The following is a 14,600-nucleotide window of genomic DNA, read 5'->3' as shown; positions in this document are numbered from 1 at the left end:
ATCAAGAATCTCGATTCATCGTTCGGATCTTTCTTCAACTAAATTACTTTCGTCACAGCCTATTTTTTTATAAAGGCGGTAAATCTAGCTTGCCTTCTTGAAACAATTCTTTCACCATGTGCTTGGCATACCCTGTTGCTTGCCCAAGCGTTATTTTTGCTGGCATAGGCGCTTCGTTTGCATCAACGATTACATCGATAATACACGGTTTATTCTGTCTAACTGCACTTTCAAAAGCCGGCAACAGCTCGTCTTCCTTTTCTACTCGGTAGCCAACACCTCCGCAGATATCTGCATACCTAGCAAAATTCGGGTTTGTTAAATCTGTCCCAAATTCAGCATTTCCCATTACTTCTTGTTCAAATTTAATCATGCCAATTTTATGATTATTAAATAGCACTACGACTAGCGGAAGATTGTATTTAACAGCTGTAATAAAGTCAGCCATTGTCATCGCAAAGCCGCCGTCTCCACACACCGCAAACACCTGCTTCTCGGGATAAGCAACTTTTCCAGCAATTCCGCCCGGCAGCCCGCATCCGAGAGTGGCTAACCAGCTTGAAATCACAAACTGCTGATTTGTCATCCGAAAATGGCGCGCCATCCATACTGTGACGTTTCCTACATCTACAGACAAGACCGCGTTGTCATCCGCTACGTGCTGAAGCGCTCGAATCACTCGCTGAGGCTTGATAGGTACACTTTCTTTGGCTTCTTGGGTATCAAGCTGATTCCACCACTTTTTCATACGTTCTTGACTTTGCTCTAAAAACTGACGATGCTCTGAGCGGCCAACGTTTTCTAAAAACCACTGAACCGTTGCTTTCGCTTCTCCTGCAAGCCCTGCATCTACAGGATATCGTTTGCCAATTTGTGCAGGATCAATATCAATATGAATCGTTTTTGCATGGTCTGGCAAAAAGCCTGTAAACGGATAGGACGTCCCAATCATGATGAGCGTATCCGCTTCTTGCATCGCTTCATACGCTGGCTTTGTCCCGATTAATCCAAGTCCTCCAAGGCAATATGGATGCTCATCCGGTATTGCGCCTTTTCCAGGAAGCGTAAGGACAATCGGTGCTGCGATTTTTTCTGCAAATGCAAGCAGCTCTTCTCTCATTTCATGTGTGCCTCGACCGGCTAGGATAACCGGACTTTCCGCTTTACCAATCAAATCTTTTGCTTTTTCAAGATCTTCTCTATGGGGGAAAATGTCTTGCTTGACAATGATGCTTGATGTTTCTCGTGCTTCTGATCCAACTTCAAAACGAGGAATATCATCGGGAATGGTTAACACAGCCACACCTTTTTTAGCATAAGCTGTTCGAATCGCTTGATTGACAACAGTCGGAAGCTGCTCAGCGGACATGACTCGCTGGTTATATACAGCCACGTCATCGAACATTCTCTCTAAATTAATTTCTTGAAACGCATCGCTGCCGATGAGATCTGACTCTACTTGCCCTGTAAGTGCTAAAACGGGCGCTTTGTCTAATTTGGCATCATATAAACCATTTAGTAAATGAATTGCTCCCGGTCCGGCAATAGCCGTGCATACTCCAATTTTCCCCGTTAGCTTTGCATATGCAGCCGCTGCGAGAGCTCCTGCTTCTTCATGCCTCACTTGAATAAACTTAATTTTATCTTGGGCTTTGCGAAGCGGTTCAATAATTGAGTTAATGGAGTCTCCCGGCATGCCGTAAATATGATCAACGCCCCATTCAATTAGCAGTTCAATCAGTTTTTCTCCAGCTTTTTGTTTAAACATATGACTACCCCTTTCTTCTTATATATAGAGATAGTGTGACCTGATACGCTCTTTCTTACTTATTTTCAGTCGTATAATTTTCGTTTTCTTTCGTTAAATGAAGGCAACATCTTCGTTAAATTTTCTTCACTCCTTGCAATTATCATTATCTTTTGCTATTCTATAAGAAGAATTATTTTTGTTCGGCAACAATCGATAGGTGAATACTTTCGTCTTAAAGATTTTGATCATGAGCAAGGATAGTAATACAATGTGTGCATAGCACACGAGGAGGCAACATTCATGGAAAAAGGTACAGTAAAATGGTTTAACGCAGAAAAAGGTTTCGGATTTATCGAGCGCGAAAACGGCGACGATGTATTCGTACATTTCTCAGCAATCCAAAGCGAAGGATTCAAATCTTTAGACGAAGGTCAAGCTGTAACATTCGACGTTGAAGAAGGTCAACGCGGACCTCAAGCTGCTAACGTTCAAAAAGCATAAGTAGAAAAAGACTCTGATTACAGAGTCTTTTTTTTATGTAGAGCTACGCATAAATTTTTTTAACATGTAGTTTGTACACGTTATTATAAATAGTAAACTAAAAGAGTCTCTTCATTCCGAAGAGACCTTTTGTGGAAGAAATAGTTGAAGAAATAAAGTGTGGATGTTGCATCGTCCTCATTTTTTAATAATTAGCACCAGCCGCCGCCGAAGCAAGAAGCGCCGATGATGATTAATAAGATGAAAAGTACAATGATTAAAGCGAAACCGCCGCCGCAGCCACCGCCGCCATAACCACAACCGTATCCGTAACCTCCGTAGTATCCCATGTGTTTCACCTCCATTTGCTATACTTTAAGATATGTGGATTTAGTTAAATTGCTCCTAATAATTCCATAGAACTTTTGAAAATGTTTGTCATACACTAAAATACTGAGCTTCTCAAACAAGTTCCACAAAGTGATAAAATATCTGATTTTATGGGCATTTACTCCTCTTTTCTTTATCTTTTAAAAATGTAATCGCTCCCTTTTTCATGAATGTACAATGCGCTGAATACCTTTAGTTATGTACACTCACACAGGAGGGATTCAATATGTTAACACTCGAAATTTCAAAGCAAATCGTTAAAAACGTCTACCCTATTGTCTTATCGAACCGCAGTAAAATCTTTCAAGAGGAAGTGAGCGTCGCCGCCTTGCAAGACTACTTTGGTCTTGATCATGCCTTTAGCGTGTATGCAGCTGCCACCATTATTTATCAGCTAGAAGCTGACGGATATGTATCCAAACCTCTGAAACGCAGCGAATACAAGCGAATTTTGCTCAAATAAAAACAAGCATCCCCACAAGGATGCTTGTCTTATTTATAGCTATACCTGTCGAATAATTGCTCGACTCTTTTGTGATAGTCCGCAAGGTAATCAGAGAGCTCCGTTTTGCTCAAATTATTGGCCTGCTCCTCAAATAGTGACAGCAGCGAAATTTTAATCATTTCCATTTCCGTTTCCGAACGATTTTCATTTCGCAAATCTTTTCTTAAATTCCACAGGCTTTGCTCCATTTCATGCTTTAATTGTTCTAGTGAGTGTGGTTCTTCAGATCCGGCACGAATGTCTTTTTTAAATCCACTCATCTTATCACTCCTCGCATTTGCACCTGCTAGATAGTATCTAATGTATACTATACCATAAATAACTATACGAGGCTTAAGCATGCATTTTAAGCAATCGGTCACAAAATAAAAAACATCTCTTTGGATGTCTTTACGTTACCTTTTATCTTACTTCGTCTTCTTCACCTTTTACATATTTAAAAAATGAATCAATCATTTCATTTAAAAAATCATTTCGATCTTCAAAATTCATAATTTCTAAAAACTCCACAATATCCTTATCTAAGCTAATAGAAGCGGGAACATAAGCAGCTGCTTCCCTTCTTTGCGGGAATGGAATCACATTATCTTTCTTCTTCATAAAACACCGTCCTTTTTCTGTGCTTTACTAGTGTAAGCTTTCAAGGAACGATTTGCAAGTCCCTCTGATGTAAAATTTTATATAAACATTCTTCTGAAAAGACAGAGTATATCTTTAGCTACTCAAGTAAGCCTATTTGAGATTAGCCTTTTTCGTGTTCTGGCGTCATATTAATAATTCGCCGCTGTTTTCTCTTTTCCTTTTGGCATCTTTTAGCAAATTTAAACACAAATAGTTTAAAAGAGGTTTTTATTTCCTTCTTATAGGTTAAAGAAAGGAAACAACATTTTTATATGGAGGGGTTACAAATGATTGCATTAACTGGAAAAGTTGCGCTTGTGACGGGAGCGGCATCTGGAATTGGACGGGCTTCAGCCATTACCTTAGCTGAACAAGGAGCGCGCGTTGCTCTTTTAGACTTAGAGGAAGAAAAACTACACGAAGTAAAAGAGACCATCATGGCGAGCGGCGGAGAGTGTATAGCCATTAAAACAGACGTATCTGACTCTGAAAGTATAAAAGAAAGTATCGAAACGATTAGCAGCTTATGGAGTCAATTACATATTGTTTCTATTAACGCAGGCATCAACGGTACGTTTTCTTCTATTGAAGAACTATCACCAGAAGATTGGACAAAAACAATTGATACAAATTTAACGAGTACTTTTTTAACCGTGAAGCATTCTATTCCTTATTTAAAAGCTCAGGGAGGAAGCGTTATTATTACTAGCTCCATTAATGGCAACCGTACATTTTCAAACATCGGCATGAGCGCATACAGTTCCTCAAAGGCTGGCCAAATGGCCTTCGGCAAAATGGCAGCTCTTGAACTTTCTACATACGGAATACGGGTTAACGTCATTTGTCCAGGAGCAGTTGATACAAATATTGAAAGCAATACATTCCGTCAAGAAGACAAATTAAAAGAAGTCGCGATTCCAATTGAATATCCAAATGGCAATCAACCGCTTGCTAAACGCTCGGCTAAGCCTGAAGAAGTAGCAGATTTAATTTCCTTTTTAGCTTCTGACGCGTCCAAACATATTACCGGAAGTGAAATGTTTATTGATGGCGGAGAATCGCTGCTGTAACGTACAAGCCCCTGCATTATCTGCCAGGGGCTTGTTTTTTTGCTTTTATGAACAACGTCTACTCCACCCGAAGCGGATATAATACTGCCTGTAATCATATCTGAGTTTTCATCACAAAGAAACTCAATAATACGCGCAATGTCTTCTCCTGTCCCTGATCGACCGACAGGCGTTGCTTTGTCTTCTAGTAATCTTGCTTTTATAATATCACTTTCTTTCATGTCTCCTACAATATCTCCGGGGCAGACCATATTGGCCGTAATCCCGTATTCCGCTACTTCTAGAGCAAGCGATTTGGTCAGAGAAGCTAGCCCTGACTTAGCGGCACTAAAAGCCGCGCGGTACATCCATCCAGGGGTATGCTCTACATCTTGAAAGCCGTATGTAATAATCCGTCCAAACTGCTGTTTTTTCATAATAGGAACAACAGCTTTGACAAAGTGAAAAACAGAGCTTAAATTCCCTTCCACCATTTCATACCATTCACTGTCTGTGTACTCTATTAATTTCTTTCTTTCAAATACATACGGACCTGCATTATTAATTAAAACATCAATACGTCCAAACCGCTCCATAGCCTGCGCAACGACATGTTCAATATCTTCTTTATTTGTTATGTCTCCTTCTATAAACTGTACGTTATCACTATATTGATGCCATTCTTCTTGCAGTTCTCGCACTTTATTTTTATCACTGCGAAAATGGACGGTAACGGAATACTGCTTTTTTAGAAACTGTTCTGTTACTTTTTTGCCGATACCTTTATGACCTGCTGTAATTAATGCATGTTTCATCGACCTTCACCTCTTTTACTCTACTTCTCTACTATATATATTAGACAGCTTCTTGATTTCTCCTTTACTAACGGAAAAAAGCCCTTGACGAAAGGGCTTTTCTTTTACGGTCTTAACAAAATTTTACCTGTACTTTTTCGGCTTTCAAGAAGCTCATGTGCTTTCGCTCCGTCTTTTAAGTCAAATACCACAGGATCGGTTAGCACAAGCTGACCTTTACTGATCCACTCAAACAGCTGCTGTGAGCGTACTTTGCGTTCTTCATAAGATACAAGCACGTTCCACAGATCTCCGCCTGTAAGCGTTTTAGAGGTATCCATCAGCATACGTGGGTCGACCGGGGCCGGATCGCCTCCTGCCATTCCGTAAAACACCACGGTTCCGCCTGTTTTTACGGCTTCAAAGCTTTTTTCTAGCGTAACCCCTACAGATTCGTAGGCAACGTCTGCGCCTCGTTTCGTTACTTCTTTCACTTGTTCTACCCAGTTATCTTCGTATAAAAAGACATAGTCAGCCCCTGCTCGAGCCGCTGCTTTTGCTTTTTCAGAAGATGACGTTAAGCCAATAACCTGTCCGCCTAATAGCTTGGCAATTTGAACTAAAAGCTGCCCTACACCTCCAGCAGCTGCGTGAACAAGTACATAATCGCCCGGCTGAATGCTGTAGCTGTCTTGTGTTAAATAGTGGGCCGTTAACCCTTGCAAAAGCACAGAAGCAGCTGCATCAAACGAAATATCGTCAGGTACAGCAATTATTTTATCCTGTGGCACGGCAACAAGCTCTGCATTTGCAAAAGGAACGTCAGCAAACGCAATGCGGTCTCCTACGTTAACGTGACTTACTTCTGCTCCTACTTCTTCTACCACACCTGCTCCTTCATATCCTAAAATATACGGAGGTGTACCCGTTAAATGGTAGTTCCCTTTTCTTCGGTACACATCCGCAAAATTAAGTCCAATTGCTTTTGTTCTTACTAGTACATCTGTTGGTCCAATAGAGGGATTCGGTATATCTTGATAGTGAAGAACGTCAGGTCCTCCAAATCTTTCAAATACTAATGCTTTCATATATAAGTTACCTCGTTTTCTTTATGTATTCCCTTTCATCGTAATTCAAAGAGATAACAAACACAAGTTTCTTACTCAGCAAAAAACGCTTTGTCTCCTCATGAGACAAAGCGTTCATTTACTTTGTTTGCCCTACAACTTCTCTCATCGTTCCATTTTTTTGATAAGACGTATGAAAAGAAAAGGCTTTTTCAAGAACGTGCGGTGTTTGGCCGCCTCGCGTGAGCGCTTCTTCGTAATACGCCATAAGCTGGTCGCGGTACATTGGATGTGCACAATTTTCAATGATTCGTTTTGCTCGTTCTCTTGGAGCGAGTCCGCGTAAGTCTGCGTACCCTTGCTCTGTTACAATGACATCCACATCGTGTTCCGTATGATCAACGTGCGAAACAAACGGCACTATGCTTGAAATATCCCCGTTTTTAGCAATGGATTTTGTTACAAAAATACCAAGGCGCGCATTTCGGGCAAAATCTCCTGAGCCTCCGATTCCGTTCATCATTTTTGTTCCCATCACATGTGTGGAATTGACGTTTCCGTAAATATCTAGTTCTAGCGCGGTATTAATTGAAATCAGCCCTAAACGACGAATGATCTCGGGATGGTTGGAAATTTCCTGCGGACGAAGAATAAGTTTACCTCGATAGGCTTCAAGATTCGAGAAAACTTGTTTCATTTTATCTGCTGAAAGCGTAATTGAGCAGCAGGAAGCAAACGTAACTTTTCCTGCGTCAAATAAATCAAACACGGCGTCCTGCAATACTTCGGAATATACTTCTAAATCATGAAACTCAGAATCTAACAAACCGTGGAAAACGGCATTTGCCACGGATCCAATTCCAGATTGTAAAGGAGCAAGCGATTCAGTTAATCGCCCTTCTTTAATTTCTTGGCGTAAAAATGAAATCAAATTTTGAGCCATCACAACCGTTTCTTCGTCAGGTGCTACAATTGTAGACGGTGAATCTAGCTGATTTGTAAACACAATACCCTTTACTTTATCTAAATCAATTGGTATGCCTAACGAACCAATACGATCATCGGATTTTTTCAAAGGAATTGCATCTCGCTTTCCTTGAGCGCCCGGATCATACAGATCGTGAATACCTTCTAACAGCTCTGGCTGCGCTGTGTTTATTTCAATAATAATTGATTTTGCATGCTCGGCAAACACCATTGAATTGCCGATTGACGTTGTTGGAATCATCATTCCGTCATCTGTGATAGAAACCGCTTCCAAAATAGCGAAATCTATTGAATCTAACACGCCTGAACGCACCCATTCAGAAGTATGCGATAAATGCTGGTCAATAAACTGAAATTCACCTTCATTAATTTTTTTACGCATCGTCGGATCCGCTTGAAACGGCAGGCGTTTGTTTAACATGCCTTTTTCTGCAAATAGCTTATCCACATCTGACCCAAGTGAAGCACCGGTATACACGCTGACTTTTATTGCCTCAGTTTCCGCTCGTTTCGCTAGCGCAAACGGCACAGCTTTGACATCGCCCGCGCGTGTAAAACCGCTTAGACCAAGCGTCATTCCATCTTGAATCCAAGACGCTGCTTCTTCAGCAGAGACAACGCGATTCTGTAATGCTTCATGCTTAATTCGATTACGTACGTTTTCCATTCTGTTCACTCCTTGTTTTTGCTCTTTTTACCATTTTACTGTAAAGAAAGCGTCCACAAGAGTTTTTGGAATGAAATGGACAAAAATAGCGACAAAACAGCATATTTGATGATAATGAAGCTAAATGACGGTTAAAACCCAAGCAGCTTTCGAAAATAACTGGCGTACGACTGACTGACCGGAATTTTTTCTCCATTGTTCATCACTAATAAAAAAGTCGAATGTGTATCAGGGTAAATTTCTTGAATTTGTGTCACATTGACGATAAAGGAACGATGACAGCGCACAAACTCTTCTTTTGGAAGCACATAATCAAATTCATTTAACGTGTATTTATGCGTACCCGTATACTTCTGTGCGTACACATAGGTTTTTCGGTCACGCGCTTCTACGTAGATGATTTTTGAGAAAGGAACCGGTATCCATCCTTCGTTCACCTTTAACGTCACAACTGACTTTCCGCTCGTTAACACAGGAAAAATCGCCGTTACGCATCCTTGAACATCTCCTTCATCTAAAAAAGGCACGGCCATGCCGTAGTAAGGTGTGCCGAACACGTCTCGGTGAATAAATTCCGATACTTTTTGCTTTTGTTCTAATGCTTTATATGTAATCGTTCCTTTTTTTATTTGATCTCCAGGGCTGATTTTCAAATTAATTCGTTTGCTTGCTCGGTAATACACGTACGTTTCTAGATCTGAAACGGCAATCGACGCTTCATCGGAGAACAATTCACTGATAACATCTAGTAGGGCTGAGGCTTTAAATGGTTTCATGGTTTCACCTTCTTTTGTCTAGTTAAACACGTTGCTTCTTTATTGTAGCGCAAAAGCAAAAGCGATTGGGAGACAAGCATGGAATTTATCCTTTTAACTGCATAAAATTTCTATTTTTTCACAACATAAAACAATGAAATGAAGGAAGGGTGAAATGTATGGGCTATGCTGAATCGACGTTTCGAATCGCCTGTTCATTTTTTGTGCTGCTTCTTTTAACGCGGCTCATGGGGAAAACAGAAATTAGCCAGTTAAATGTATTTACATTTATTACGGCAATTACGATTGGTAATATCGCTTCTTCCCTCTCCACCGATGAGCGAGTGGAGATTGATAAAGGGGTTTATTCACTGCTAGGTTGGACATTTTTAACGATCGCTATGGGCTATATTGGAATGAAATCGAAAAAAGCGCGGCATCTTATTACCGGTGAGCCTAAAATTGTAATTAAGCAAGGGAAAGTGATGGAAAAGGCATTAAAACAAGTGCGGCTAGATATTGAATCTCTTTTAGGCATGCTGAGGCAGCAAAACGTATTTTCCATAAAAGATGTAGAATACGCCATATTAGAAATCAACGGAAACCTTTCCGTTATGCAAAAACAAGATAAAAAGCCGAACTCATGGTCAAAAACGCTTTTATTTCCCACTTCAACCGGCGTTATTTACGATGGAAAAGCGAATGAAGATGCGTTGAAGGACCTGCATGTAGATAATAATTGGCTGCATAAGCAGCTCGAAAAAGCGGGAGTCAAATCAATTGATGACGTCTTTTACGCTGAGGTTCAGTCGGACGGATCGCTTTATATTGACTATAAAAAAGACAAATTTAACTCATAAAAAAAATCCGTACCATATTAAGGCACGGATTTTTTATTAGCTTGCTTTTTTCACACGATTTGTAATGGTATCTTCTTTTGGTGATGTTTTACGAATAAAGAAGGCTAAAACAAACGCGATTACACTTAAAATCGTTGCGATCATAAACGCATCGTTAATACCCATTGCTGTACCTTGATTCACAGCTTCAGCCATACTGCCTTTATCTGTCGGCAAAATTTGCTGATTCGTTACGATGTTTTTCACGTGTTTTTCACCTTGATTCATCATAATGGATACAAAGAACGCCATTCCTACAGCTCCAGCAACCATTCGAAGCGTATTAACCATTGCCGTGCCGTATTTATTTAGACTAAGCGCAAGCTCATTTAATCCTGCTGTAAAGATCGGCATCATGAGCAGTGACATCCCAAACATACGAACAGTATAGACAATCATCACATACATAAATGTTGTGGTTGTTTCAAGTTTTGTTAATTCATATGTTGTCACAACGGTAATCGCTAAACCAATAACAGCAAGCCATCTTGCGCCGAACTTATCAAACAGTCTTCCTGTAATAGGAGACATAATCCCCATTACAATTCCCCCTGGCAGTAACAGCAAGCCTGAAAGAAACGGTGAAAAGCCGCGTACGTTTTGCATATAAATCGGCATTAAAATCATACCTGAAAACATTGCCATCGTCACAATTACGTTAATAATTGTTGTCAGCGTGAACATGCGGTAACGGAAAATACGGAATTCAAGAAGCGGCTGATCAATTTTTAACTGACGGAAAATAAAGAACAGAATCGAAATACCGCCTACAATAAACATGGCTAACACTTCGGTGCTGGTCCACCCCTTTGTACCGCCCGTAGCGAACGCATACAGTAAGCCGCCAAATCCAATTGTTGATAAAATAACGCCAAGCACGTCTAGCTTAGGTCGGCTTGTTTCCGTAACGTTTTTCACTAAAATAATTGCCGCAATTACGTTAATAAGTGCAATTGGAAACATCATAAAAAATAAAACGCGCCATGAGTAGTGCTCAACGATTAAACCAGAAAGCGTCGGACCTACTGCCGGTGCGAAGTTCATCGCTACTCCAAAAATCCCCATCGCAAAACCGCGTCGGTCAGGCGGGAATAACGTAAAAATAACGTTTGTAATTAACGGAAATAAAATTCCTGCTCCTGCTGCTTGCACGACGCGTCCCACTAAAATAACAGAAAATGTCGGTGCGATACCGCAAAGGAGTGTTCCTACTGTAAACAGACCCATTGCTGTAATATACAGCTGCCTTGTCGTAAATCGATTCATTAAAAATGCTGTAATTGGAATAACAATTCCGTTTACTAACATAAAGATAGTTGTTAACCAGTTCCCCGTAGCCGCCGTTACATGGAAATGATCCATCATTTGCGGAAGCGCAATGTTAATCAGCGTTTGATTTAAAAAAGCGACGAGCGCTCCCATTATCATTACGCCAAAAATAGACCGAGTTCGGGCTTGATCGGACTGTTGTGTTTGTGTATTCATTTTAACAAGACCTTTCCCTTTTAAAATTATCTGTATGTAAATCTTCAGATGACAAACAGGTTAAGAATATAGTTTATGTGTTCATTCTATTAATTTATGTCACGAATATTTAATGAACTTAATTATATACCGGATAAATATATCCGTTTCCGAAATATTTGTCAACAAATATGATCATTTTCGTAAAACTTTTCCATCAGTATATATAAAGTAGGATGCCCTTTAATGAAGAAAAAAATGAGAGCCTTTCAACGAAGGCTCTCATTTCTTTAAGGAATACTTATTTTAAGATTTGAACTTTCACTGTTTTTCTTCCCCATTTTAACGCTTCTTTTTGAGAAGGAAGAAGAACATCAATTTTATTTCCTTTAATCGCACCGCCTGTATCAGCTGCGATTGCCGTGCCATAACCTTCTACGTATACTTTTGAACCAAGCTTAATCACTTTTGGATCGACAGAAATCACTTTTTGATTTGGATTCTTTTTCAAATCGATTCCAATCGCCGTTTTTCCGCTGCAGCCTTTGCAGTTCGCTGTGTACGCTGTTGCTGTTACTTTAAATTCTTTCACAACGTTTGAAGACTTCGCAGGCGCTGCTTTAGCAGGCGTGCTTGATTTTACTTGTGATACTTTTAATACTTGTTTCGGATGAATGCTGTCTGACTTTAAGTTATTCCACTGTTTCAGCTGACTAACCGATACTTTGTATGTCTTTGCAATTTTGTATAGCGAATCTCCGCTTTTTACTGTATATGTATTTGTTGCAGCTGATGCACCACTTGCCACACCGAACAGTGACATTAGAACTAAACTGAACGTAATCATTGTCTTTTTCATGTAATTGATTTCCCCTTTATCTACCAATACATAAAAAATAACACATGAATATTACAGTTATATTTCAGTAACATGTCAATAGTTTGATAGTTTAGTTACAGTAAAAATAAATATTCTTCCTTTTAAACTAGTAAATTAATCACCTTAACATTTTAAAAACATACATATTTAGGCATATAACGGTGCTTTTACACACATTTATATTAGATTATTTCATTTGTAACATTTAACTGGTTCTAGAGGCTTATACTTTATTTTAAATTGGTTATTTAGAACATAGTTTATTTAAAATTAATAAATGCGTTAAAGGATCTTAATATAAATCACTTTTTACACCGCAGTTGATTTCCGTGCAAGACTTCGCTTTCCGCGGATGGCCGATGAGCCTCCACGTCGCTTGCGCTCCTGCGGGGTCTCATCTATTCCACTATTTCTACAGGAGTCTTCGTCTTGCTCTCCAATCAACTGCTAGAAGCGTATACATATATCAACCGCCATAACAATAAAAAATCCGAACGCGTTGGATTCTCCATCAAGAATCTCAATTCATCGTTCGGATTTCCCTTCAACTAAAATGCTTTTATCATAGCCTTTTTATTTGAAATTAAAATACCTGCAATACTTGTTAATACGGCTGCCACTGAAGCATTCTAGCTGCCTCAAACCTTTTTTCTACATTCGGCCAGTAAACGATTTTCCACCAATTATCAACGTATGGATCACGTTCATTTTTGTACTGTAAATAATATGCGTGTTCCCATACGTCTAATACAAGAAGCGGAATCGTATCCCACTGCGTGAGAAGCTGATGGCGCTCAGCTTGCAGAACTTCAAGCTTTCGCGAACGCGGCGACCATACTAAGATTGCCCAGCCAACACCTTCGACTTTTTTAGCGGCTTGAGAAAAGTGCATCATAAACTTCTCATAGCTGCCAAAGTCTTTTTGAAGCTGCTGCAGCAGCTGGCGCCTCGGTCGTCCTCCTCCTTCTGGACTCATAATCTCCCAAAAGATTGTGTGTAAGTAATGACCGGAGCCATGAAAAGAAGCTTCCCGTTCCCAATGTTTTATGAGGTCAAAATTGTTTGTGTTACGGGCTTGCTGCAGCATGAGCTCTGCTTTATTTAATCCATCGACATAGCTTTGGTGATGCTTGCTGTGATGAAGACGCATAATTTCCCGGTTAATATACGGTTCAAGAGCTGAATAGCTATAGCCAAGCGGCGGCAGCTCATGCTGCCCCGGAGCTATCGATTCCCTCTCCCTACCGTCGTCTCCAAGCCGCTCTTTTAAGATTTTATCAATGTGCCGTACCGCATTATTGATTTCTTCTAACGTATATTCGTTCACATCTTCTTCACTTAAATATTCAAGAACGTCTTCTTGCGTGCGCGTGATATATGACGTTATATCTACTTCTGTAAAGGCTTCTTCAAATACAGGATCACATACTTGTTCAAGCCAGGTCTGAACTTCCATCAAGTATCTTTTTCTCTCATCTTGATCGGCCATACTTCCCCTCCTTACACCTCATCTTCACTATCATATTCAAAAGAAAAAGCAACATAACTTCCTACTTGTATCTATTGAGGTAGAAAATTCGACATAAAAAAGCAAGAGCTCCTTAAAGGATAAACTCTTGCCTTTTTTCTTATATCTTCTTCGCCATATTCACATAATCAATCGTTTCTTGCTTACTAACAGCTGCATGCTTCAGCTTTGGGTCATAATAGAGCTCCACTTTTATATTATTGATTTCACAGTCGTCTGGCATGTCCTGCAAATCCGTTAAAAACGGCAGCAAGTGATTGTTCATATCGTATTCAAACGCCCCATTTTGCAAGTAATACACCTTTGGCACATAGTTAATATGGCGAAAAAACTTCACTACGTTGATTCTCTCACCGTATGAGGCGATCACTTCATCTTCTGTCAGGTTCGGATAAGATAAATTAAACACTTGCCGAACCGGCGTTTTCAGCCACTTGGTCAAGCAAGTCTGCGGATTGTTGACAAGCGCTTTTGCTCCTTTTACGTACCCTGCTAAAAACATCGACATAAAGCCGCCGCCCGATGATCCGTAAAATAGCACATTAGACGAACTCACCTGTACTTTTTTCATGAACTTTTCAATTAAAACCGCAATGTCTTTTAAATAAAAACGATCGCTTGTCCCTTGCCCCCACGCAAGCGACACCTTTCCTAAATAAAGCGTAGGATCGTTATAGTAAATAATTGATATGGATAGGTAAGAATTTGATGTTATCTCTTTCTTTTCCCCCCATTCACACCGTGCAAGCGACTTTCACCGCACA

At 40.0% G+C, this 14,600-nt stretch carries 16 protein-coding genes and 1 pseudogene; 4 read left to right on the top strand and 13 right to left on the bottom strand.

Annotated elements, in window-relative coordinates; genetic code table 11:
- Positions 1–67: 67 nt before the first annotated feature.
- Entirely contained in the window at positions 68–1,768 is a 1,701-nt protein-coding gene (locus ACRPLY_RS00085) for a pyruvate oxidase (RefSeq protein ID WP_430029710.1), read from the bottom strand.
- A 282-nt stretch (positions 1,769–2,050) separates the two neighbouring features.
- Between ACRPLY_RS00085 and ACRPLY_RS00080 the strand changes: the two genes are divergently transcribed.
- A complete protein-coding gene (locus ACRPLY_RS00080) occupies positions 2,051–2,251 on the top strand; it encodes a cold-shock protein (RefSeq protein WP_013057408.1) in 201 nt (66 codons plus the stop codon).
- A gap of 191 nt (positions 2,252–2,442) precedes the next feature.
- Here ACRPLY_RS00080 and yjcZ read toward each other — a convergent pair whose 3' ends face one another.
- Positions 2,443–2,580: a sporulation protein YjcZ gene (gene yjcZ, locus ACRPLY_RS00075; RefSeq protein WP_013057409.1), complete on the bottom strand. Its 138-nt coding sequence runs from the start codon at positions 2,578–2,580 to the stop codon at positions 2,443–2,445.
- A gap of 266 nt (positions 2,581–2,846) precedes the next feature.
- Between yjcZ and ACRPLY_RS00070 the strand changes: the two genes are divergently transcribed.
- Positions 2,847–3,083 (top strand): hypothetical protein, encoded by a 237-nt coding sequence (locus ACRPLY_RS00070; protein ID WP_014459745.1) that lies wholly within the window; start codon positions 2,847–2,849, stop codon positions 3,081–3,083.
- Between the two features lie 29 nt (positions 3,084–3,112).
- Here the strand turns inward: ACRPLY_RS00070 and ACRPLY_RS00065 are convergent, their stop codons facing one another.
- Together ACRPLY_RS00065 and ACRPLY_RS00060 are read right to left on the bottom strand one after the other, a co-directional pair.
- The gene (locus ACRPLY_RS00065; RefSeq protein WP_033579235.1) at positions 3,113–3,385 is read right to left on the bottom strand and encodes a hypothetical protein; all 273 of its coding nucleotides are present in this window, start codon (positions 3,383–3,385) and stop codon (positions 3,113–3,115) included.
- Between the two features lie 142 nt (positions 3,386–3,527).
- Positions 3,528–3,725: a hypothetical protein gene (locus ACRPLY_RS00060; RefSeq protein WP_014459743.1), complete on the bottom strand. Its 198-nt coding sequence runs from the start codon at positions 3,723–3,725 to the stop codon at positions 3,528–3,530.
- A 308-nt stretch (positions 3,726–4,033) separates the two neighbouring features.
- On the opposite strand from ACRPLY_RS00060, the gene ACRPLY_RS00055 reads away from it, so the two are divergent.
- Positions 4,034–4,816 carry an SDR family oxidoreductase gene (locus ACRPLY_RS00055; RefSeq protein ID WP_014459742.1) on the top strand — a complete coding sequence of 261 codons (783 nt, stop codon included), beginning with the start codon at positions 4,034–4,036 and terminating at the stop codon, positions 4,814–4,816.
- A 44-nt stretch (positions 4,817–4,860) separates the two neighbouring features.
- Here ACRPLY_RS00055 and ACRPLY_RS00050 read toward each other — a convergent pair.
- The 4 genes and pseudogenes from ACRPLY_RS00050 to ACRPLY_RS00035 all read right to left on the bottom strand — a co-directional run.
- A pseudogene (locus ACRPLY_RS00050) lies at positions 4,861–5,610 on the bottom strand (SDR family oxidoreductase); the annotation flags it as partial.
- A 104-nt stretch (positions 5,611–5,714) separates the two neighbouring features.
- On the bottom strand, positions 5,715–6,677 hold the full coding sequence (locus ACRPLY_RS00045) for a quinone oxidoreductase family protein (RefSeq protein ID WP_116740403.1): 963 nt from the start codon (positions 6,675–6,677) through the stop codon (positions 5,715–5,717).
- 118 nt (positions 6,678–6,795) lie between these two features.
- Entirely contained in the window at positions 6,796–8,310 is a 1,515-nt protein-coding gene (locus ACRPLY_RS00040) for an acetyl-CoA hydrolase/transferase family protein (RefSeq protein WP_325077919.1), read from the bottom strand.
- Between the two features lie 131 nt (positions 8,311–8,441).
- Positions 8,442–9,086, bottom strand: a complete 645-nt coding sequence (locus tag ACRPLY_RS00035) for a LytTR family DNA-binding domain-containing protein (RefSeq protein WP_325077920.1) — start codon at positions 9,084–9,086, stop codon at positions 8,442–8,444.
- A gap of 158 nt (positions 9,087–9,244) precedes the next feature.
- Here ACRPLY_RS00035 and ACRPLY_RS00030 point away from each other — a divergent pair, with 158 nt between their 5' ends.
- Complete coding sequence (locus ACRPLY_RS00030; protein WP_098999542.1) at positions 9,245–9,925, top strand: DUF421 domain-containing protein; 681 nt, start codon at positions 9,245–9,247, stop codon at positions 9,923–9,925.
- Positions 9,926–9,961: 36 nt separating this feature from the next.
- Here ACRPLY_RS00030 and ACRPLY_RS00025 read toward each other — a convergent pair whose 3' ends face one another.
- From ACRPLY_RS00025 to ACRPLY_RS00005, 5 genes are all read right to left on the bottom strand, one after another.
- Positions 9,962–11,449: a DHA2 family efflux MFS transporter permease subunit gene (locus tag ACRPLY_RS00025; protein WP_028413037.1), complete on the bottom strand. Its 1,488-nt coding sequence runs from the start codon at positions 11,447–11,449 to the stop codon at positions 9,962–9,964.
- A 280-nt stretch (positions 11,450–11,729) separates the two neighbouring features.
- Positions 11,730–12,287, bottom strand: coding sequence for a 3D domain-containing protein (locus ACRPLY_RS00020; RefSeq protein WP_014459735.1), 558 nt, complete (start codon positions 12,285–12,287; stop codon positions 11,730–11,732).
- A gap of 330 nt (positions 12,288–12,617) precedes the next feature.
- Complete coding sequence (locus tag ACRPLY_RS00015) at positions 12,618–12,752, bottom strand: hypothetical protein (RefSeq protein ID WP_255287274.1); 135 nt, start codon at positions 12,750–12,752, stop codon at positions 12,618–12,620.
- A gap of 160 nt (positions 12,753–12,912) precedes the next feature.
- Positions 12,913–13,797: a superoxide dismutase gene (locus ACRPLY_RS00010; RefSeq protein WP_098627470.1), complete on the bottom strand. Its 885-nt coding sequence runs from the start codon at positions 13,795–13,797 to the stop codon at positions 12,913–12,915.
- A 139-nt stretch (positions 13,798–13,936) separates the two neighbouring features.
- Complete coding sequence (locus ACRPLY_RS00005; RefSeq protein WP_432231451.1) at positions 13,937–14,482, bottom strand: hypothetical protein; 546 nt, start codon at positions 14,480–14,482, stop codon at positions 13,937–13,939.
- Between the last annotated feature and the right edge of the window lie 118 nt (positions 14,483–14,600).

Source organism: Priestia sp. TGN 0903, from assembly GCF_050846855.1.
GTDB lineage: Bacteria > Bacillota > Bacilli > Bacillales > Bacillaceae_H > Priestia > Priestia zanthoxyli.
Note: the sequence above shows the minus strand (reverse complement) of the source record. Positions and strands in the feature narration are given on the sequence as shown.